Consider the following 19,007-nt stretch of genomic DNA (forward strand, 5'->3'; position numbering starts at 1 on the left):
TCGGGACGGCTCATTCCCAGCCGGGCAGGCCGAGCTGCAGCGCCTGCTTGCGCACGTCCTCGTCGTAGAGCTTGGCGCCGTCGAGCGGCGAGCGGATGCCCGAGCCGATCTCGACGGTGATCTGCTCGAGGGCCGGTCCCTTGACCGGCGACAGGAATTCCAGGGCCGGCGCGTTCCTGCCGCCTTCGGCGAAGTAGGCGACCAGATCCTTGGTGGCCGGCGGCACGTCGTCGGGCAGCGTGCAGGACTTGGTCATGTAGGGGCCGATGGCGCCGACCGCCTCGGTCTGGGTATCGCAGCCCTCCTTGCCGGCGACGAAGGCGATGAACTTCTTCACCTCGTCCGGATATTCGGTCTGGGCGTAGCCGTAGATGCCGTTGGCCATCCAGGCGGTAAGGCCGTTGGTGGCGGCGTCGTCGCCCGGCAGGGCGAAGAAGCCGACATTGTCGATGTCGTCCCTGTAGTTCTCGAAGAGATTGCCGATGGCGAACGTCAGCATCGGATAGTGGGCGCCTTCACCCTTCGACACCATGCGCAGGCCGTCGTCATAGCTGGCCGACCCGAAGTCCTCGTTGAGGTAGCCGGCGTTGAACACCTCCGCCTGATGCTCGAAACCCCGGAGGGCGGCGGGCGTCGTCGCGTATTTGATCTGGTTGGCGGTGTATTTCTCGGGAAAGTCGGGCACCGCCTGCAGTACGTTGTAGAAGTCGCCGAGCACGAACAACTGCGACGTCCAGGTGTCCCGGAAGGTCTGGATGACCGGCGCCACGCCGCCCTTGGCCTTGATCGCCTCGTTGTTCTTCATGAACTCGGCCCAGGTCTTCGGAACCTCGAGGCCCAACTCGGCATAGATCTTCCTGTTGTAGAGCACGCCGCCGCCCATCGCCGTCTGGAAGGGAGCGCCGTAGATGCGGTCGTTCTCGCTCACCACCGCCTTGAAGGTGTCCATGATGTCGGACTGATAGGGCTCGTCGGTGAGGTCGAGCATGTTCTGCTGCGGGTTGAGCGCATGGAACAGCGAGCCGGCGTTGTACATGAAGACGTCGGTCATCTCGCCGGTGGCGAGCCGGGTCTTGACGATGTTGTCGCCCTCGCCGCCGGCGGCGCGCGCCTCGACCTCGATGGTGATGTCGGGATTCCTGGCGTGGAAGGCGGCGGCCAGCGCTTCCGCGGCCTTGACGGTCGCCGGCGCGTTGTCGACGAGGAAGGCGAGCTTCACCTCGGCCTGGGCCGAAGCGGCAAAGGACAGCGCCAGAGCGCAGCCGGCGGCCGCGGCCGCCAGATAATGGCGTGAGATCGTGTAAGCCATGGTTTTCCTCCCAGTTGCCATCCGCCCGGCCGTCCTCCCGGCCGAGGCGGAAGATAGGTTCGCCGGCCCTCCTCAGCGGGCGACGGCGAAAGTGACGACGTGGCGCCCGCTTTCGACAGCGAGACGCTGCTTGCCCTCTCCGGCGGCCGGCGGGACCGGCCGGCCGTCGAGGATGACGTTCCGGGCGCCGGCCGGCACGATCAGCGTGCCGTGCGCGCCCTCGGGGACGACGGTTTCCCACGTGACGGTGTCGTTCTCGATGCGCCAGCCCGCCTCGATACGGCCGGCGGCCGAGTCATGGGCGGCGGCGACCGGCGACAGCGCCGGAATGATCGCCGGCTCGAACAGGACATGCCGGAAGCCCGGCTCGTCCTCGTCGGGCCTGAGGCCGGCCACCTCCTCGAACAGCCACTGGCAGACCGCGCCGTAGGCATAGTGGTTGTAGGAGTTCATCGCCGGATCGAACACCGATCCGTCGGCCTGGATGGCGTCCCAGCGCTCCCAGATGGTGGTGGCGCCGTTCTTCACCTGATAGAGCCAGCCCGGCACCTCCTCCTGCAGGAAGACGGCGCCGGCAAGCTCCGGCTCGCCGATCCTGAGAAGCGCCGGCAGCAGGGCGGGGGTGCCGATGAAGCCGGTGCCGATGCGGCCGCCGGCCCGGGCGATGGTCGCCTTGAAATAGTCCCCGGCCGCCGCGCGCTTGTCCTCGGGAACGAGGTCGTGCAGGAAGGCGAGGGCATAGGAGGTCTGGTCGTCGTAGGCGAGGCGGCCCGACGGCGTGACGAACTCGTGCGCGAAGGCCGCCTTCACCGCCGCCGCCCGGTCCGATAGTCGCTTTTCCGTCGCCTTGTCGCCGACCAGCCCGGCGATCTTCGCCGTCAGCTTGGCGGCGATGTAGAGATAGATGGTCGCCGCCGCGTCGTCGCCGATGGTCGGCAGCGGCTTCTCGCTCGGTCCCTTCGGTTGCAGCCAGTCGCCGAACGAGAAGCCGCGCGCTGCCCAGGGGCGCGGCGGTCGGACGATCGGGCCATCGCTGATCGACCACACGAAGTCGTTCCAGCGGACCATGGCCGGCAGCGTTTCCCTGAGGATGTCGAGATCGCCGTAGTGGCGGTAGAGCGTATGGGGCACGATGGCGATGGCGTCGCCCCAGCCGGTCGAGCCGTAGAAGCGGGGATAGACATCCTCGTGGCCGCGCGTCGGGTCGGGCACCACATGGGCGATCTCGCCGGCCTGCCGCTGGTCGGCCATCACGTCGCGCAGCCATTTGACGAAGAAGTCGTGGCTGTCGTGTAGATAGCAGGCCGTCGCCGCGAACACCTGGGCGTCGCCGGTCCAGCCGAGACGCTCGTCGCGCTGCGGGCAGTCGGTCGGCACGTCGACGAAGTTGGAGCGCTGCGACCAGAGCGCATTCTCGACGAGGCGGTTGACCAGCGGATGGCCGGTGGTGAGCCAGCCGGTGCGCGTCACCGCCGAGGAGATCGGCATCGAGGCGATGTCGGCGATCTCCACCTTGCCGGTCAGCGTGACGCGGGCGAAGCGGAAGCCCTGGAAGGTGAAGGCCGGCCGGTAGCTCTCGCGGCCTTCACCCTTCAGCACATAGGTGATGCGGCAGGGCGCCGAGCGCAGGTTGCTGTTGCAGAACGCGCCCTTGTCGAGGATTTCCGAATGCTCGACCGTCACCGTCGCGCCGGCCTCGCCGGTCACGGTGAAGGCGACATAGGCGGCGGCGTTCTGGCCGAAATCGTAGATGGTGCGGCCCTCGGCGTCGGTGAAGGACGAGACGGGCGGCAGCGCGGCGAGTTCCTTGACGCCGTTCACCTCATGGGCAACCAGCACGGAAGGGTCGAAATCCTCATGGAGCGCGGCGCCCTGGTCGGCCGGGGCGTTCTCCAGCCGCGCGTCATAGGTCTCGCCGAAGTAGATGCCGGATTTCAGGATCGGGGTGAGGCCGCTCGACCAATCGACGTCGGAGGCGAGGATCGTCTGGCCGTCCGCCTCGATCTCGGCGATGGCCGCGATGCGGTCGCCCCAGGTGTTGAAGAGGGCGTGCTGGTGCGCCCACATCATCTGCGAGCGGTACCAGCCGTCGCCCAGCCAGATGTCGATGACGTTGTCGCCGTCGGCGAGCAGGCCGCCGACCTCGTAGGTCTGGTAGCTGAGACGATCGTTGTAGGAGGTCCAGCCGGGCGTGAGCAGGTCGTCGCCGACCCGCCGGCCGTTGATGAAGGCGCGGTAGAGGCCGAGCGCGCTGATGCGCAGGATCGCGCGACCGCCGCCCTTCGCCCGGAAGGTCTTGCGCAGGAACGGTTGCCGCGTCCCGACGCCGGCGTCGGCAAGCGGACGGATCATCCGCGCCGTCCAGACGTGCCGTTCGGCGGCGCGCGACGTCCCGGCGGTCATCCGGGAGCCCGATCCCATCATATTCATCTGTCCTGTCCTCCCGAGGGGCGAGCCTGCCGTTACGCAGTCGGTGCGTCCCCGCTTGTTGGTCCGCGCTGTCCTCCAGCGGGCTTTCGGTCGTTGTGGAGACCGGTTTACATCAAGGGCAATCGAACCCGCCCGACCTTGCCGACCTGACTTGCAAAAAAGTGTAGACCAGTTTACAAAATTGTAAAGAGGGACGGCGACGGAAAGCGCCGGTACCAAAGTCGGGGGGTGGGCGGATGGGAGCCGCCGCACCGGAGGCCCGACCGAACATCCAGGTTTCCGGCCGCTCTCCGCGCGCCCGGTGACGTAAATCGGCCGGCGGGAGGACAGCGTGGCGGGACTGAAACTTGACAGCGTGGGCAAGAGCTTCGGCGAGCTCGCGGTCATCCACTCGGTCGACCTCGAGGTCGACAGCGGCGAGTTCGTCGTCTTCGTCGGCCCGTCCGGCTGCGGCAAGTCGACCTTGCTGCGGCTGATCGCCGGCCTGGAGGACACCACCTCCGGCCGCATCGCCATCGACGGCGCCGACGTCACCGAGACGCCGCCCTCGGAGCGCGGCGTCGCCATGGTGTTCCAGTCCTATGCGCTCTACCCGCACATGACGGTGGCCGAGAACATGGGATTCGGCCTGAAGATCAATCGCGTGCCGAAGGACGAGATCGTCCGCAAGGTGGGGGAGGCGGCCCGCGTGCTGCATCTCGAGGAACTGCTCGGCCGCAAGCCGAAGCAGCTTTCCGGCGGTCAGCGGCAGCGCGTCGCCATCGGCCGGGCCATCGTCCGCAACCCCAAGGTGTTCCTGTTCGACGAGCCGCTCTCCAACCTCGACGCCGAGCTGCGCGTCCAGATGCGCCTCGAGATCGCCCGCCTGCACCGGGAGGTGAAGGCGACGATGATCTACGTGACGCACGACCAGGTGGAGGCGATGACGCTGGCCGACAAGATCGTCGTGCTGAGGTCGGGCCGCGTCGAGCAGGTCGGCCGGCCGATCGATCTCTACGCCGATCCCGACAACCTGTTCGTCGCCGGCTTCATCGGCTCGCCGAAGATGAACTTCCTGAAGGGCATCGCGGGCGACCGGACCGATGCCGGCACCGGGGTTCGCATTCCCGCCTTCGACCTGTCGCTGACCCTGCCGGTCGCCGCCGGCCTCGCGCCGGGCATGGCCGTGCTGGCCGGCGCGAGGCCCGAGCATTTCCGCGAGGTGGCGAACCACATGATTGCCCTGCCCATCGAGGTGCTGGAGAACCTCGGGGGCCAGACCTATGCCTATGGCCGGACGCCGGATGGCGATCAGGTGATTGCCGAGGCGCGTTTCCTGCCGCCCGGCTGGCGTGGCGCGACGCTGGATATCGGCTTCGATGCCGACAGCGTGCTTCTGTTCGATCCGGCAAGCGGCCTGCGCATCCGCTGAGCCCCGCAGTTAGCCTGCGGCAAGGCCGTTTAGGATCATGTCGGCGGACGCCTTCACCCAGTCGCGCTGTTCGGCCTCGGTGAGCGGCCCCCGCAGGCCGAGCAGAATCTGGCGTTGCGCCTCGTTGATCGTGCCGCGCAGCAGATGCGCCGTCGTTTCGACATTGCCGGCGCGGAGGAAGCCGCTTTGCTGGTGTTCCCGAACCCAGGCCTCGAAGGCGCCGGTTATGCGAGCCGTCGCCTGCCGATAGCTGTCGGCGAGCGCCGGCACCTCCTGGCGCTCGGCGGCGATGAGGCGCGTGAGCCGCACGGCCTCGTCGGATAGGGCAAGGCCGGCATAGCTCGAAAGCAGCGCTTCGAGACTTGCGCGGGGATCGGCTTCGGCGGCCCGCGCCGCGTCGAGGCTGCCGAAGGCTGCGCCGATCCGCGCCTCCATGGCTTCCTTCAACAGGTCTTCCTTGGCGGAGAACAGCCGATAGAGCGTCCGCGTCGACACGCCGGCATCGCGGGCGATGGTGTCGATCCCGGTGCGGACATATCCCGTTTCCAGAAAGGCCCGCGCCGCCGCCGCGATGATCAGGGCGCGCGTCTCGTCCTCGCTTCTGATGGGCGGCCGCCCGGGGCCGCGCGGTGGGATCTGATTGCTGTCGACCATCTGCTTTCCTCTTCCTTGACACAAGGTGGCTGCCGGAAATAAAGAAAACAATGATTTTCCAAATTATCGCAAGCCGAATCGGATTTCGAGCCGGCTGCGATGCGCAAGGATGAGATCCGTGTCCGCTTGGCGTCCCCTCGTTATCGCCGGACTGGCCGCCGCCGGCCTCGGGCTTGCCGTCGTCTGGGCGGTCGATCACCCCGAGCCGCTGCTGTTGCAGGGCGAGGTGGAGGCGACGCGCGTCGATCTCGCGGCCCGCGTCGCCGGCCGTGTCGTCCGGACGCCGGTCGACGTCGGCGACCGGGTCGCCGCCGACGGCGTGGTGGTCGAACTCGACAGCCCCGCGCTCCGGGCCGGGCTCGAGACCTCGAAGGCGGCGCTCGCCGTCGCCCGCTCCAACCGCGATCTCGCCTTCTCGACGCGGCAGGAGATGATCGATGCCCGCCGGGCCGAGCGGGAGAAAGCCGAGGCCGACGTGCTCTTGGCGCGGAAGACCTACGATCGCGTCAGCCGGTTGCAGGAGCGTTCCTTCGCCTCCGAGCAGGTGCTCGACGAGGCGTCCAACAAGCTCGACGCCGCCCTGAAGGCCCGCGCCGCCGCCGAGGCCAACCTGCAGCTCGCCGTCAAGGGCAACAGCGCCGAGCAGAAGGCGGTGGCGGTGGCCCAGGTCGAGCAGGCGGCGGCCGCCGTCGCCCAGATCGAGACCGATCTTGCCGAACTCACGGTCAAGGCGCCGATGGCCGGCGAGGTGACGGCCCGCACCGCCGAAATTGGCGAGCTGTTCGGCGCCGGTACGCCGCTCGTCTCGATCGTCGACGTCGACAATGCCTGGTTCACCTTCAACGTTCGGGAGGACCTGCTGAACGGCCTCGCCGTCGGCGATCGGCTGAAGGTGCGCGTGCCGGCGCTGGGCGGCCGCGAGATCGACGCGCGCGTCACCGTCATCAACGCGCAGGGCTCTTACGCCAACTGGCGCGCCACCAAGGCGACCGGCGATTTCGATCTGCGGACCTTCGAGGTGCGGGCACGGCCCGACGGCCCGGTCGAGGGCCTGCGCCCCGGCATGAGCGGGCTGATCGACTGGTCCGGACCTCGGTTCGTGGATCGCTGAACCATGGCGCGGCGAGCCCATCTCGCGGCCGGCTTCCGGCGGGTTCTTCTCGCCGAGTTGCGGCAGATCGGCGCGCGGCCGGGGCTGATGTTCATGCTGGCGCCGTTTCCGCTGCTGCTGTTCGCGCTGCTCGCCGTGGTGTTCCATCTCGGCCTGCCGCGCGACCTGCCGATCGCCGTCGTCGACCTGGACCGCTCGACCCTGTCGCGCCAGATGGTGCGCATGGTGGACGCCGCGCCGGACGTGGCGGTCGCCCGTGAGGCCGGCACGCTGGCCGAAGGCCGGCAACTGCTTCTGTCGGGCAAAGCCTATGCGGTGGTGCTGATTCCGGTTCGCACCGAGCGCGACGTGCTGGCCGGCCGCCGGCCGGAAGTTGTGCTGTTCTACAACAACCAGTACATGACGCCGGGCAGCCTCGTCGCCCGGTCCGTCGGCGGCGTTCTCGGCACGGTGGCGGCCGGTATCTCGGTCGAGGCGCGCGTCGCCCGCGGCGCCGATGTCGAAAGCGCCACCCAGGCGGTAACGCCCGTACCGGTGCGGCAGAGCGCGCTGTTCAATCCCAGCCTCGAATACGTCCAGTTCCTGCTGGCGGCGGTGATGCCGACGGTGTTGCAGATCTTCATCGGCGCCAGCGCCGCGCTGTCCTTTGCCCGCGACCGGCAGGGCGTGGCCGGTCTCGGCCGGTCGCTGCGGCTCGGCGGCACACTCTTCAGGACGACGGCCGGCAAGCTCGCGCCCTACACGCTCGCCTATCTTCTCGTGCTGTGGGGAGCCGATGCGCTGCTGTTCGGCCCGATGGGCGCGCGGTTTGGCGGCAGCCTCGCCTTTCACGCCGCCTACGGCCTCGTCTTCGTGCTCGCCTCGCAGATGCTCGGCGCGGCGGCGGCGCTTGTCGCCCGCGACACGGTGTCGGCGCTCGCCGCCGTCGGCGTCATCGCCAGCCCGGCCTTCGGGTTTACCGGCATAACCTTTCCGCGCCTTTCCATGAACGGTTTCTCGCGCTTCTGGGCCGACCTCCTGCCGGTGACCCACTATCTCGAACTCCGCACCGACAACATCCTGCGCGGCGCGCCGCTCGAAACGTCCCTGCCGGCCTTCGGCTGTCTCCTGGGGCTGGCGCTGATCTACGGCGGCGTGGCGCTGCTTCTCCTCTGGCGCCATGGCCGCCCGCGGCCGGTCAGCGCCGTGGAGGCCGGCCGATGATCGCCGCTTTCTGCCGCGAGATCGTCGCGGCGCTCGGCGCCATCTGGACCGATAAGGGCGCCCGCTCGACCATGCTGGGCGCGACGCTGTTCTTCTCGGCCTTCTTCCCGCAGCCCTACCTCAACGAGGTGGTGCGCGACCTGCCGGTGGCGGTGATCGACCAGGACGGCTCGACGCTGAGCCGCGAACTGGTCCGCCGCATCGATGCCGCCGACGCGGTGGCCGTCGCCCGCTATGCGCCCGACATGCCCTCGGCCCGTTCCCTCTTCCTGAAGCGCGAGGTCCACGGCATCGTCGTCATACCGCCGAGGTTCGAGCGCGATCTCCTGGCCGGCCGTGCCGCGCCGATCGCCTCCTTCTCCGATGGCGGCTATTTCCTGCTGAATTCGTCGATGTCGTCGGCGCTTTCCAACGCCGCGCGCAGCCTCGGCGCCGAAGTGCAGATTGGCAGGCTCGCCGCTTCCGGCGTCGACATGGCCGAGGCCATGGCCATCGTCGAGCCGCTGCGCGTCACCACCATACCGCTGTTCAACCCGGCCGGCGGCTATGCCAGCTTCGTGCTGCCGGCCGTTTTCGTGCTGATCCTGCAACAGACCCTGCTGATGGGCATCGGCAACCTCAAGGCCGGCCGCCGTCCCGGCGCAGCCCTTTCCACCCTGGCCGACGCCATCGTCTATGTCGGCCTCTACAGCCTGTGGGCCGGCGTCGTGCTGGTGTGGCTGCCGTGGGTCTACCGGCTGCCCCGCATCGGCGATGTCGCCGTCATGTACGCGGTGGTGGTGCCGTTTCTTGCCGCCGTCACGGCGATGGGTATCGCCGTTGCCCGGCTGATCCCGACGAAGGAAGGCGTCATCTTCTTCCTGGTGGTGCTCGGCATGCCGCTGTTCTTCCTGTCCGGCGTCTCCTGGCCGGCCGAGGCGATGCCGGGCCTTCTGCACGCCATCGCCTTCGTCATTCCCTCGACGACGGCGGTGCCGGCGTTGGTGCGCGTCAACCAGATGGGCGCCGACATACGCAGTGTCGAGACGACGATCTTCGTGCAACTCGGACTTTGCCTGGCCTATTCTCTGCTCGCCGTGCTCGTGGAACGGGCGAAGGGGAGGCCGGCCGCCTGATGCCGCTTGCGCGTGCGGGTGGTTTGGGCCCACATTCGGCAAAACACGCAGGCGGGGTTCGGTATGGCAGCGGCGGGGCTCGGGTCGACGATCGGTCCGGTGGTGGTGCTTCTCTCGGCGGGCGTGCTGGCGGTGCCGCTGTTCCGCCGGCTCGGTCTCGGCTCGGTGCTGGGCTATTTCGCGGCCGGCGCTCTGGTCGGCCCGTCGGCCTTCGGCCTGTTTCCGGACCCGGCGGCCATTCTGCACGTCTCGGAACTCGGCGTGGTGATGTTCCTGTTCCTGATCGGACTGGAGCTGAGGCCGCAGAAGCTTTGGGCGATGCGCGGCCAGATCTTCGGCCTCGGCCTTGCCCAGGTGGTTGCCTGCATCGGTCTGCTGACCGCCGTCGGCATCCTGATGTTCGGCCTTAAGCCGATCCCCGCCTTCATTGCCGGCGCCGGATTCGTCCTGTCGTCGACGGCGGTCATCATGTCGATGCTTCAGGAGCGCGGCGAACTGGCCGGTCCCGGCGGGCAGAAGGCGGTGTCGATCCTGCTGTTCGAGGATCTCTCCATCGTGCCGCTCCTGGCTCTCGTGGCGTGGCTGGCGCCGGACGACCATGGCGGCGCCAGCTGGACCAGCGTTGGGCTCGGCGCGGCGGCCGTGGCGGCGCTGCTGATCGCCGGCCGGTACCTCATCGATCCCTTCTTCGGCCTGCTCGCCCGGGCGCGCGCCCGCGAAGTGCTGACCGCCGGCGCGCTGCTGGTGGTGCTCGGCGCGGCGCTGCTGATGGAGGCGGCCGGCCTGTCCATGGCCATGGGCACCTTCCTTGCCGGCGTCATGCTGTCCGGGTCGAGCTATCGGCATCAGGTCGAGGCGGACGTCGAGCCGTTCAAGGGCCTGTTGATGGGCCTGTTCTTCCTCGCCGTCGGCATGTCGCTCGACGTGGGCGTCGTCGTGGCGCGCTGGCCGCTGCTGATCGGCCTGCTGCTCGCCTTCGCCGTGGTGAAGGCGCTCGGCATCTACGCGGTGGCGCGCCTGTTCGGCTCTCCCCACGGGCCGGCGTTCCGCCGCGCCCTGATGTTCGCCCAGGGCGGCGAGTTCGCCTTCGTGCTCTACACGGCGGCGGCCGGCGGCGGCGTCATCCCGCCCGGCGACGCCGCTCTGTTCTCGACGGTGATCATCCTCTCCATGGCGCTGACGCCGCTGGTGCTGGCGATCGCCGGCCGTTTCCGCCGCGAGGAAAAGAAATCGCTCGACGGCATCGAGGAGGCGCGCGACCTCAGGGGGCGGGTGCTTTTGATCGGCTTCGGCCGCTTCGGCCAGATCGCCGCGCAACTGCTGCTCACGCGCGGCGTCGACGTCTCGATGATCGAGAACGATCCCGACCGCATCCGCGAGGCCGGCCGCTTCGGCTTCCGCATCTTCTACGGCGACGGCACCCGGCTCGACACGCTCCACCATTCCGGCGCCGCCGAGGCGGAGGTGATCATGGTTTGCGTCGACGACCGCAAGGCGGCGAACCGCATCGTCGAGCTCGTCAAGGCCCATTTCCCGCTGGCGCGGCTGCTGGTCCGCTCCTACGACCGCATCCATTCGATCGAGCTGATCCGGGCCGGCGTCGATATCGAGGTGCGCGAGACCTTCGATGCGGCGCTGCGCCTCGGCGCCGAGGGACTGAGGGCGCTCGGCTGCAGCGAGGAGCGGACGGCGGAGGCGCTCGCCACCATCCGCCGGCTCGATGCCGAGCGGCTGACGGCGCAGGTGCAGGGCGACGTCATGGCCGGCCGCGAGCAAATGCCGACGCGGCCGGTGCCCGAGCCGTTGACGCCACCCCTTGCGCCGCCGCCGCGGGCGGCTGTCGAGGAAGGCTGACAGCCGGCGTCAGACGTCCCGGATCGCCGCGTTGGCCTGGAGACCCGCGAGGTCGAGGGCATGGAGCGCGTCGCAGAGCTCCTGCGGCAGGAAGCCCGGCCCCTTGACCCGCTTGCCGGCGATGGCGCCGGCCGCCGCGTAGGTGGCGAGCGCCGCCACCGTGCCTTCGAAGGCCGGCGCGACGGCGACGAAGGCGCCGACAAGGCCGGTCAGCGCGCAGCCGAGCGCCGTCGACAGCGGCATCAGTTCGTGGCCGCCCTCCACAGCGACGGTGCGGCTGCCATCGGTGACGTAGTCGATCTCGCCGGTGACGGCGACCACCGCGCCGCTCGAGCGGGCGAGGGCGAGGGCGCTGTCGAGAGCGGCATTGGAGCTCGCCGAGCTGTCGACACCCTTCGAGGCGAGACCGGCGACGCCGGACAGCGCCATGATCTCGGAGGCATTGCCGCGGATCACCGTCGGCCCGAGGGCGACGAGGTCGGCGGCGGCCGTGTTGCGGAGGCGCGTCGCGCCGACGGCGACCGGGTCGAACACGACCGGTTTGCCGGCTGCCTTGTAGACGCTGGCCGCCAGCTTCATGCCGGCGATCCAGTCGGACGACAGCGTGCCGATGTTGAGCGTCAGCGCGCGGGCGATGCGGCCGAAGTCCTCGACCTCGTCCACTGAATGCACCATGGCCGGCGAAGCGCCGGCGGCGAGCAGCACGTTGGCGGCGATGGTCATCGCCACGAAATTGGTGATGTTGTGCACCAGCGGCCGTTCGGTGCGCACCTTCTCGTGAAGGGCGTGAACGTCGGCAAGCGTCAGGGTGGTCATCGCGGGCTCCTTCGGCGAAGATCGCCCGCGGACAAGAAGACGTGTGGCTGCCGGACAGGCCGGGCCGCCCGCCTCAATCCCTCCGCCGGCATGATCCGGATCAGGTTCGTGGGGTTGGATCGCTCCTCTCAGTCCGGTCAAGCCGGACACCCCCTTGAGACGCATGGAGAATAGGCGGGAGAGGGGGGAAGCGCAAGGGAGGGGAGATGGCCGAGGGGGTAGATGGTTTTTCTACACCCGCACCACCGCCACCTCTTCCCCTGCATCCGCCGCTGGCGCGAATTCGCGCCGTACGATCAGCGCGTTCGCCTGCGCCAGCATGGAAAGCAGCGAGGAATCCTGTCTGGCGACCGGCGTGACGGTCAGGCGGCCGGCCTCGACGGCGAGACGGGCGCGCAGGAAGTCGCGGCGCATGTCGTTGGCGCGAAGCGGCGCCGTGAGCACGGCGGTCTCGTGATCGGGCAGCACGTCGGCCCGGCCGAGCATGGCCCTGACGAGCGGCGCCAGAAACAAGAGGCCGGTGATCAGCGTCGACACCGGATTGCCGGGCAGGCCGAGGGCATGGACGCGGCCGAGGCGGCCGTGCATCAGCGGCTTGCCCGGGCGCATGGCGATCTTCCAGAAGCCGGGCTCCATCCCCTCCGCCGCGAAGGCCGGACGGGTGTGGTCATGATCGCCCACCGACACGCCGCCGATCACCACGACGATGTCGGCGCCGCCGGTCACCGCCCCGCGGATATGGCTCCTGAGCGCGGAAAGATCGTCGGGGGCGATGCCCAGGTCGACCGCCTCGCCGCCGGCGTCGTGGATCAATTGGGCGAGCGCCACCGTCGATGAGGCGACGATCTGATGCGGCAGGCTGGCCGCTCCCGGCGCCACCAGTTCGTCGCCCGAGGCAATCAGCGCCACGCGCGGCCGCCGCCGCACCGGCAGGCGAGCGTGGTTCATGGCGGCGGCCAGCCCAAGCGCACCGAAGCCGAGCCTCGTTCCGGCGGCAAGCCCCGTCTTGCCCTCGGTGAAGTCGATACCGCGCCGGCGTATGTTGCTGCCGGCCGGCGGCGGGTCTGCGAAGCGGACGCGATCGCCCTGCCGCTCGGCATCCTCCTGGATGGCCACCCGGTCGGCGCCGTCCGGCACCGGGGCGCCGGTGAAGATGCGCGCCGCCTCGCCGGGGCCGAGCGGCCGGCCGAAACCGTGGCCGGCGGCGGACTCGCCGACGACGGCATACCAGACGTCCGACGCAACGGGCGCGCCGAGCGCGTAGCCGTCCATGGCCGATAGGTCTGCCGGCGGCTGGGTGCGCAACGCGACGATATCGGCGGCCAGCGTCCGGCCACCGGCGGCGGCGAGATCCAGCCATTCGGTTTCGGTCGGCGCGACGCCGGCAAGCAGCGCGGCCTGGGCGTCATCGACGGACATCAGCGCCATTTGGCTCTCCTGGCCTTATTTGTCGGCGAGCCAGCGGCCCGATTTGCCGCCATCCTTTTCGAGAAGGCGGATGGCCTCGATGCGCACGTCCTTCTCGGCCGCCTTCACCATGTCGTAGACGGTGAGGCAGGCGACGGAGACGGCGGTCAGCGCCTCCATCTCGACGCCGGTGTTGCCGGTGCAGCGGACGATGGCGGTGATTTCGAGGCCGGGCAACGTCGGGTCGGGCGAAATGTCGATCGCCGCCTTGCTGATCGGCAGCGGATGGCAGAGCGGGATCAGGTCGGACGTTTTCTTGGCGGCCATGATGCCGGCGAGGCGGGCGGTGGCGATGACGTCGCCCTTCGGCACCCGGCCGTCGATGATGAGCGCCAGCGTTTCGGCCTTCATCACCACCTTGCCGGCGGCGATGGCCGTGCGGGCGGTGGTCGCCTTGTCGCTGACGTCGACCATGTGGGCGGCGCCCTTCTCGTCGAGGTGGCTGAGAGGAGACGTCATGTCAGGCTCCTCGCGGCAGGGCTTCGACGAAGCGGACCGGCTCGCCGATGGACGGCGTCACGACATCGCCCTCCCACATGACGCGGCGTCCGCGCACGACGGTGCCGACCGGCCAGCCGGTGACCTCGACGCCGTCGTAGGGCGTCCAGCCGCAACGCGAAGCGATCCAGCCGTTGCGGATGGTCTCGCGGCGCTTCAGGTCGACGACGGTGAGGTCGGCGTCGTAGCCGACGGCGATGCGGCCCTTGCGCGCCATGCCGAAGATGCGTGCCGGACCGGCCGAGCTGAGGTCCACGAAGCGCTGCAGCGTCAGCCGGCCGGCGTTGACGTGGTCGAGCATGATCGGCACCAGCGTCTGGACGCCGGTCATGCCGGAGGGGCTGTCGGGGTAGGGCTTCGCCTTTTCCTCAAGGGTGTGCGGCGCGTGATCGGAGCCGAGCACGTCGGCGATGCCCTGCGTCACGCCCCGCCAGATGCGGTCGCGATGGGCGGCCGAGCGGACGGGCGGGTTCATCTGCACGAGCGTGCCGAGCCGCTGATGGTCGGTCTCGGTGAGCGTCAGGTGATGCGGCGTCACCTCGACCGTGGCGACGTCCTTGTGATCTTTCAGAAAGTCCATCTCCTCGCCGGTGGAGATGTGCAGGACGTGGATGCGGGCGCCCTTGTCGCGGGCGATGCGGACCAGCCGTTCGGTCGACCGGAGCGCCGCCTCCACGTCGCGCCAGACCGGATGGCTCGACGGATCGCCGACGACGCGCAGCGGCTTGCGCTCGACGAGGCGCGCCTCGTCCTCGGAATGGAAGGCGGCGCGGCGGCGCGTGGCACCGAGGATGGCGGCGACGCCGTCGTCGTCGGCCACCAGCAGGTCGCCGGTCGACGAGCCCATGAACACCTTGATGCCGGCGGCGCCGGGCAGCCGCTCCAGCTCGGGGATGTCGCGCACGTTGCCGTGCGTGCCACCGACCCAGAAGGCGAAGTCGCAGTGCATGCGATGGGTGCCGGCCGCCACCTTGTCGGCGAGGCGCTCGGCCGTGGTGGTCAGCGGATTGGTGTTGGGCATCTCGAAGACGGCCGTCACCCCGCCCATGACGGCGGCGCGGGAGCCCGTTTCGAGGTCTTCCTTATGGGTGGCGCCGGGTTCGCGGAAGTGCACCTGGCTGTCGATGACGCCGGGCAATATGGTCAGGCCGGCGCAGTCGATCGTCTCGCCGGCCGACGCGCGGGAGAGGTCGCCGATCTCGGCGATCCGGCCGTCGCGAAGGCCGATGTCGCGCTCGCCAATGCCGTCGTGGTTGACGACGGTGCCGTTTCTGAGGACGGTGTCGAAGGTCATGGCGCGTTCGTGCTCCGGGGTGCGGCGGATGGTCGGCAGGAACGTCTTATCCGCCTTTCCACGTATCCGCTAGGTTACCCCTCTCTCCAACTCTCCCCCGTTAAGGGGAAGAGGGCACGAATTGGTTCACGCTAGAACCTGTTTTGCCGGAAGGCCGTCGCCGTTTGGCCCGACGAGCCCTCTCCCTTGCGGGGGAGAGTTGGAGAGAGGGGGCAATGACCCGCCCTCCTGGCGGTGTCCGGGAAGAGGCGGCTCCGGCGCGGGAGAAGCGCCGAAGCCGATCTTGTCACTTGTAGGCGGCGGCGATGCCGAGGAAATCGGCAGCCTTCAGCGAGGCGCCGCCGACCAGCGCGCCGTTGACGTCCTCGACGGCCATCAGCTCGGCGGCGTTCGAAGGCTTCACCGAACCGCCGTAGAGGATGCGGATGCCGTTGGCGTCGGCGCCGAAGCGCTTGACCAGTTCCTTGCGGATGAAGTTGTGCACTTCCTTGACGTCGGCGGCGGTCGGCGTCAGGCCGGTGCCGATCGCCCACACCGGCTCGTAGGCGATGACGGTGTTGGCGGCCGTCGTGCCGTCGGGCAGCGAGCCGGCCACCTGGGTGCCGACGACGTCGAGCGTCTTGCCGCCGGTGCGCTCGGCATGCGTCTCGCCGACGCAGACGATGGCGATGAGGCCGGCGCGCCAGGCGGCTTCGGTCTTGGCCTTGACGATGGCGTCGGTCTCGGCGTGGTCGGTGCGGCGCTCGGAGTGGCCGACGATGACGTAGGTGGCGCCGGCGTCCTTCAGCATCTCGGCCGAGGTGTCGCCCGTATGGGCGCCCGACACCTTGGCGTGGCAGTCCTGGCCGCCGACCGGCAGCAGACCCTTCTGGGCGAAGGCGGCGACGAGGGTGAAGGGGGGGCAGATGGCCAGCTCGGCCTTGGCCTTGAGGGCGGCGTCATAGCCGGCGGCGATGGCCTCGAATTCGGCGACGGAGGCCTTGAGGCCGTTCATTTTCCAGTTTCCGGCAACCAGCGGCTTGACCGACATGCTCTCGTTCCTTCGATATGCGTTGCGTGGGCGTGGACCATCCCGAACCAGGCCCGGCGTGAATCCTCGAAAGCGGCCTGGAAGATGATCTTGTAGGCGAAAACCCGCAAGCGCATTTATATCCGGCAGATGCAAAACGCTAGCAAGGGCTATTGACTATGAAGGCACTCGAGACGGTCGTTGAGCGTATCATTCTGGGAAGCCGCTGGATTCTCGTCGTCTTCCTCCTCGGTCTTGCGGTTGCGCTCGCCGTCTACGGTCTTTCCTTCGGCGTCAAGCTCTGGAAGGTCATCGGTAGCGTCTTCGTCTATGACGAGGCGGAGATGATTCTCGCCATGCTCGGTTTGATCGACGCGGCGCTGGTCGCCAGCCTGCTGGTGATGGTGATGATCGCCTCCTACGAGAATTTCGTCGGCCGCTTCGACGATCACGACGCCGAGATTCACTGGCTCGGCAAGCTCGACAGCGGCAGCCTGAAGATCAAGGTCGCCTCGTCGATCGTCGCCATCTCCTCGATCCATCTGCTGCAGGTCTTCCTGAACGCCAGCCAGTACACCGAAACCCAGATCATGTGGCAGGTGATCATGCACATCACCTTCGTGGTATCGGCGCTGATGCTGGGCGTGCTCGACAAGATCATGGCCAGGCATTGATCGACGCCGGATTTCGGCGCTTTATCGGGCAAAACCGGCGCTTGCGGCATGAGGCCGCCGCCCCTATGATCCCGCGCGCCGAAGCGGTCCCTGCGAGACCGGTGGCGTGACTGGGATGGACGGGCGCGTCGCGCCCCCGAGACGGACGACACAATGCTTGATTCAATGCGCCGCGGGGCGAACACGCTTCCTGCGAAAATCTTTCTGGGCCTGCTGACGCTATCCTTCATCGGCTGGGGGGTAGGGTCCCGCCTCGGAGCCTCGCATTCCGATACGCTGGCGACCGTGGGTGACACCAAGATTACGCTCGGCGAATTCCAGCGCGCCTATCAGCGGCAGTCGCAGGCGCTGTCGCGCCAGATCGGCCAGGCGCTGACGCCCGACATGGCCCGCTCCATCGGCCTGCCGCAACAGACGCTCGGCGCGCTGATGGCCGACGCCACCGTGGCCAACATGGCCGCCGCCACCGGGCTCGGCGTCTCCGACGAGCGTCTCGCGCAGGGGATCGCCGACGACCCGCAGTTGAGGGCGCCGGGCGCCCAGAGCTTCAACCGCGACTATTTCGCCCAGCTTCTCAACCAGAACGGCATGAACGAGGCGATGTTCATCGCCGAGCGGCGCAAGGAGGAGCTGAGCCAGCAGTTGGCCTTCGGCCTCGTCGGCGGCCTGACCGTGCCGAAGACCATGGTCGGCGCCATCTACCGCTATCAGAACGAAGCCCGCGACATCCGCTATCTGACGCTGGCCCGCGCCCAAGTGGAGCCGATCGGCAAGCCGGCCGACGACGTGCTGGCCAAGTGGTACGAGGAGCACAAGGGCGAGTTCCGGGCGCCGGAATTTCGCGCCATTGAGGTATTGGCCCTGACGCCGGACGCCGTTGCCGATCCCTCGGCGGTGACCGACGAGGAGGTGTCGCGCGAATACGAGCGCACCAAGGACCAGTATGGGGCGCCCGAGCAGCGCCGCATCCAGCAATTGTTCTATGCGACGCCGGAAGAGGCGGCCGCCGCGGCGGCAAAGCTCAAGGCGGGCGCGAGCTTCGACCAGCTCATCGCCGACGCCGGCTCCAAGCCCGAGGATGTCGATCTCGGCCTCCTCGCCCGCGACAAGGTGCTTGATCCGGCGGTGGCCGAGGCGGCTTTCGGCCTGGCGCTCGATACGCCGAGCGAACCGGTAAAGTCGTCCTTCGGCACGGTGCTGCTGCGCGTCACCGAGATTCAGCCGGCCCATACCAAGACGCTCTCCGAGGTGGCGCCCGACATCCGCAAGGCGATCGCCGCTAAGGCGGCCGAGCGCTCCGTGCTCGAAGTGCACGACGAAGTGGAGGATGCGCTGGCCGGTGGCGCGACGCTGCAGGAAGTGGCGAGCCGCTTCAAGCTGAAGCTCGTCACCGCCGAAGTGGATCCCGAGGGCAACGGCACCGACGATCAGCCGGTTGCCGGCCTGCCCGATCAGGCCGAGCTTCTGAAGGCGGCCTTCGCCGCCGACGAGGGCGGCGAGAACGAGCCGCTGTCCATCAATCACAGCTTCATCTGGTACAACGTCGCCAAGGTGACGCCGGGCCGCGAACGCGCGCTCGACGAGGTGAAGGACAAGGCGATCGTCGCATGGACCGATGCCGAGGCGCAGGTCCGCCTGACGGCCAAGGCCGACGAGATGGTGAAGGATCTGAAGGCCGGTACGCCGATCGATGCCCTTGCCGGAACGGCTTCGGTGGAAGTCGAGACCGCGTCGGGCGTGACGCGCCAGGCGGGCGATGCCGGCCTCGGAGCCGACGGCGTCAACGCCGCCTTCGGCGGTCCGAAGGGGCATGTCGCCGCCGTCGCCGGCCCGGACGGCACGCGCATCGTGCTCGAGGTCGCCGAGGTGGTCAATCCGACGATGCCGGAAGGAGCCGGCGAGGCGGTCGACATTGCCGACAGGATTGCCACGGCGGTGGGGCAGGGCCTCTACGGGCAGTATCTGGCGGCGGCGCAGGAAGAGTTCGGCACCACCGTCAACCAGTCGCTGCTCAACGCGGCGATCGGCGCCGGCAACGCCAGCAACTGATGCGGACACCGGTCCTAAGGGCCGGAGTTCCTCTGCGTTCCGCGGTCCGGAAATCCGGCGTGGGCAGGGATTTTGCGAAACCCTCTCCGGCATTGCGAGAGCAATTTGCCGGA

Annotated in this window: 15 protein-coding genes and 1 riboswitch; of the genes, 7 read left to right on the top strand and 8 right to left on the bottom strand. The window is 68.8% G+C overall.

The window, feature by feature from the left end:
* Positions 1–10 precede the first annotated feature (10 nt).
* Both CJ014_RS13340 and CJ014_RS13345 read right to left on the bottom strand, forming a co-directional pair.
* Positions 11–1,309, bottom strand: a complete 1,299-nt coding sequence (locus CJ014_RS13340; RefSeq protein ID WP_100080979.1) for an ABC transporter substrate-binding protein — start codon at positions 1,307–1,309, stop codon at positions 11–13.
* 72 nt (positions 1,310–1,381) lie between these two features.
* Positions 1,382–3,712 (bottom strand): alpha-L-rhamnosidase, encoded by a 2,331-nt coding sequence (locus tag CJ014_RS13345; RefSeq protein WP_100081119.1) that lies wholly within the window; start codon positions 3,710–3,712, stop codon positions 1,382–1,384.
* Positions 3,713–4,070: 358 nt separating this feature from the next.
* Here CJ014_RS13345 and CJ014_RS13350 point away from each other — a divergent pair, with 358 nt between their 5' ends.
* Positions 4,071–5,150 carry an ABC transporter ATP-binding protein gene (locus CJ014_RS13350; protein WP_100080980.1) on the top strand — a complete coding sequence of 360 codons (1,080 nt, stop codon included), beginning with the start codon at positions 4,071–4,073 and terminating at the stop codon, positions 5,148–5,150.
* A 9-nt stretch (positions 5,151–5,159) separates the two neighbouring features.
* Here the strand turns inward: CJ014_RS13350 and CJ014_RS13355 are convergent, their stop codons facing one another.
* Complete coding sequence (locus CJ014_RS13355) at positions 5,160–5,804, bottom strand: TetR/AcrR family transcriptional regulator (protein ID WP_100080981.1); 645 nt, start codon at positions 5,802–5,804, stop codon at positions 5,160–5,162.
* 118 nt (positions 5,805–5,922) lie between these two features.
* On the opposite strand from CJ014_RS13355, the gene CJ014_RS13360 reads away from it, so the two are divergent.
* From CJ014_RS13360 to CJ014_RS13375, 4 genes are all read left to right on the top strand, one after another.
* Entirely contained in the window at positions 5,923–6,915 is a 993-nt protein-coding gene (locus CJ014_RS13360) for an HlyD family secretion protein (protein ID WP_245427307.1), read from the top strand.
* A 3-nt stretch (positions 6,916–6,918) separates the two neighbouring features.
* Positions 6,919–8,118: an ABC transporter permease gene (locus CJ014_RS13365; RefSeq protein WP_100080983.1), complete on the top strand. Its 1,200-nt coding sequence runs from the start codon at positions 6,919–6,921 to the stop codon at positions 8,116–8,118.
* Positions 8,115–9,233 (top strand): ABC transporter permease, encoded by a 1,119-nt coding sequence (locus CJ014_RS13370; RefSeq protein WP_100080984.1) that lies wholly within the window; start codon positions 8,115–8,117, stop codon positions 9,231–9,233. Before CJ014_RS13365 ends, CJ014_RS13370 begins: the two co-directional genes overlap by 4 nt.
* Before the next feature lie 63 nt (positions 9,234–9,296).
* Positions 9,297–11,087 (top strand): monovalent cation:proton antiporter-2 (CPA2) family protein, encoded by a 1,791-nt coding sequence (locus CJ014_RS13375; RefSeq protein WP_100080985.1) that lies wholly within the window; start codon positions 9,297–9,299, stop codon positions 11,085–11,087.
* A 9-nt stretch (positions 11,088–11,096) separates the two neighbouring features.
* On the opposite strand, the gene thiM is transcribed toward CJ014_RS13375, so the two are convergent.
* From thiM to tpiA, 5 genes are all read right to left on the bottom strand, one after another.
* On the bottom strand, positions 11,097–11,903 hold the full coding sequence (thiM, locus tag CJ014_RS13380; protein WP_100080986.1) for a hydroxyethylthiazole kinase: 807 nt from the start codon (positions 11,901–11,903) through the stop codon (positions 11,097–11,099).
* 60 nt (positions 11,904–11,963) lie between these two features.
* Positions 11,964–12,067, bottom strand: a riboswitch (TPP riboswitch).
* A gap of 67 nt (positions 12,068–12,134) precedes the next feature.
* Positions 12,135–13,331: a molybdopterin molybdotransferase MoeA gene (locus CJ014_RS13385; RefSeq protein ID WP_100080987.1), complete on the bottom strand. Its 1,197-nt coding sequence runs from the start codon at positions 13,329–13,331 to the stop codon at positions 12,135–12,137.
* Between the two features lie 15 nt (positions 13,332–13,346).
* Positions 13,347–13,829 carry a cyclic pyranopterin monophosphate synthase MoaC gene (gene moaC / locus CJ014_RS13390; RefSeq protein WP_100080988.1) on the bottom strand — a complete coding sequence of 161 codons (483 nt, stop codon included), beginning with the start codon at positions 13,827–13,829 and terminating at the stop codon, positions 13,347–13,349.
* 1 nt (position 13,830) lies between these two features.
* Positions 13,831–15,192, bottom strand: coding sequence for a dihydroorotase (locus CJ014_RS13395; RefSeq protein ID WP_280952339.1), 1,362 nt, complete (start codon positions 15,190–15,192; stop codon positions 13,831–13,833).
* A 256-nt stretch (positions 15,193–15,448) separates the two neighbouring features.
* Positions 15,449–16,192: a triose-phosphate isomerase gene (gene tpiA, locus CJ014_RS13400; protein ID WP_100080990.1), complete on the bottom strand. Its 744-nt coding sequence runs from the start codon at positions 16,190–16,192 to the stop codon at positions 15,449–15,451.
* Between the two features lie 158 nt (positions 16,193–16,350).
* On the opposite strand from tpiA, the gene CJ014_RS13405 reads away from it, so the two are divergent.
* Positions 16,351–16,845 carry a TIGR00645 family protein gene (locus CJ014_RS13405; RefSeq protein ID WP_100080991.1) on the top strand — a complete coding sequence of 165 codons (495 nt, stop codon included), beginning with the start codon at positions 16,351–16,353 and terminating at the stop codon, positions 16,843–16,845.
* A gap of 165 nt (positions 16,846–17,010) precedes the next feature.
* Entirely contained in the window at positions 17,011–18,894 is a 1,884-nt protein-coding gene (locus CJ014_RS13410) for a peptidylprolyl isomerase (RefSeq protein ID WP_245427346.1), read from the top strand.
* Positions 18,895–19,007: the final 113 nt, after the last annotated feature.

The organism is Pleomorphomonas carboxyditropha (genome assembly GCF_002770725.1).
GTDB lineage: Bacteria > Pseudomonadota > Alphaproteobacteria > Rhizobiales > Pleomorphomonadaceae > Pleomorphomonas > Pleomorphomonas carboxyditropha.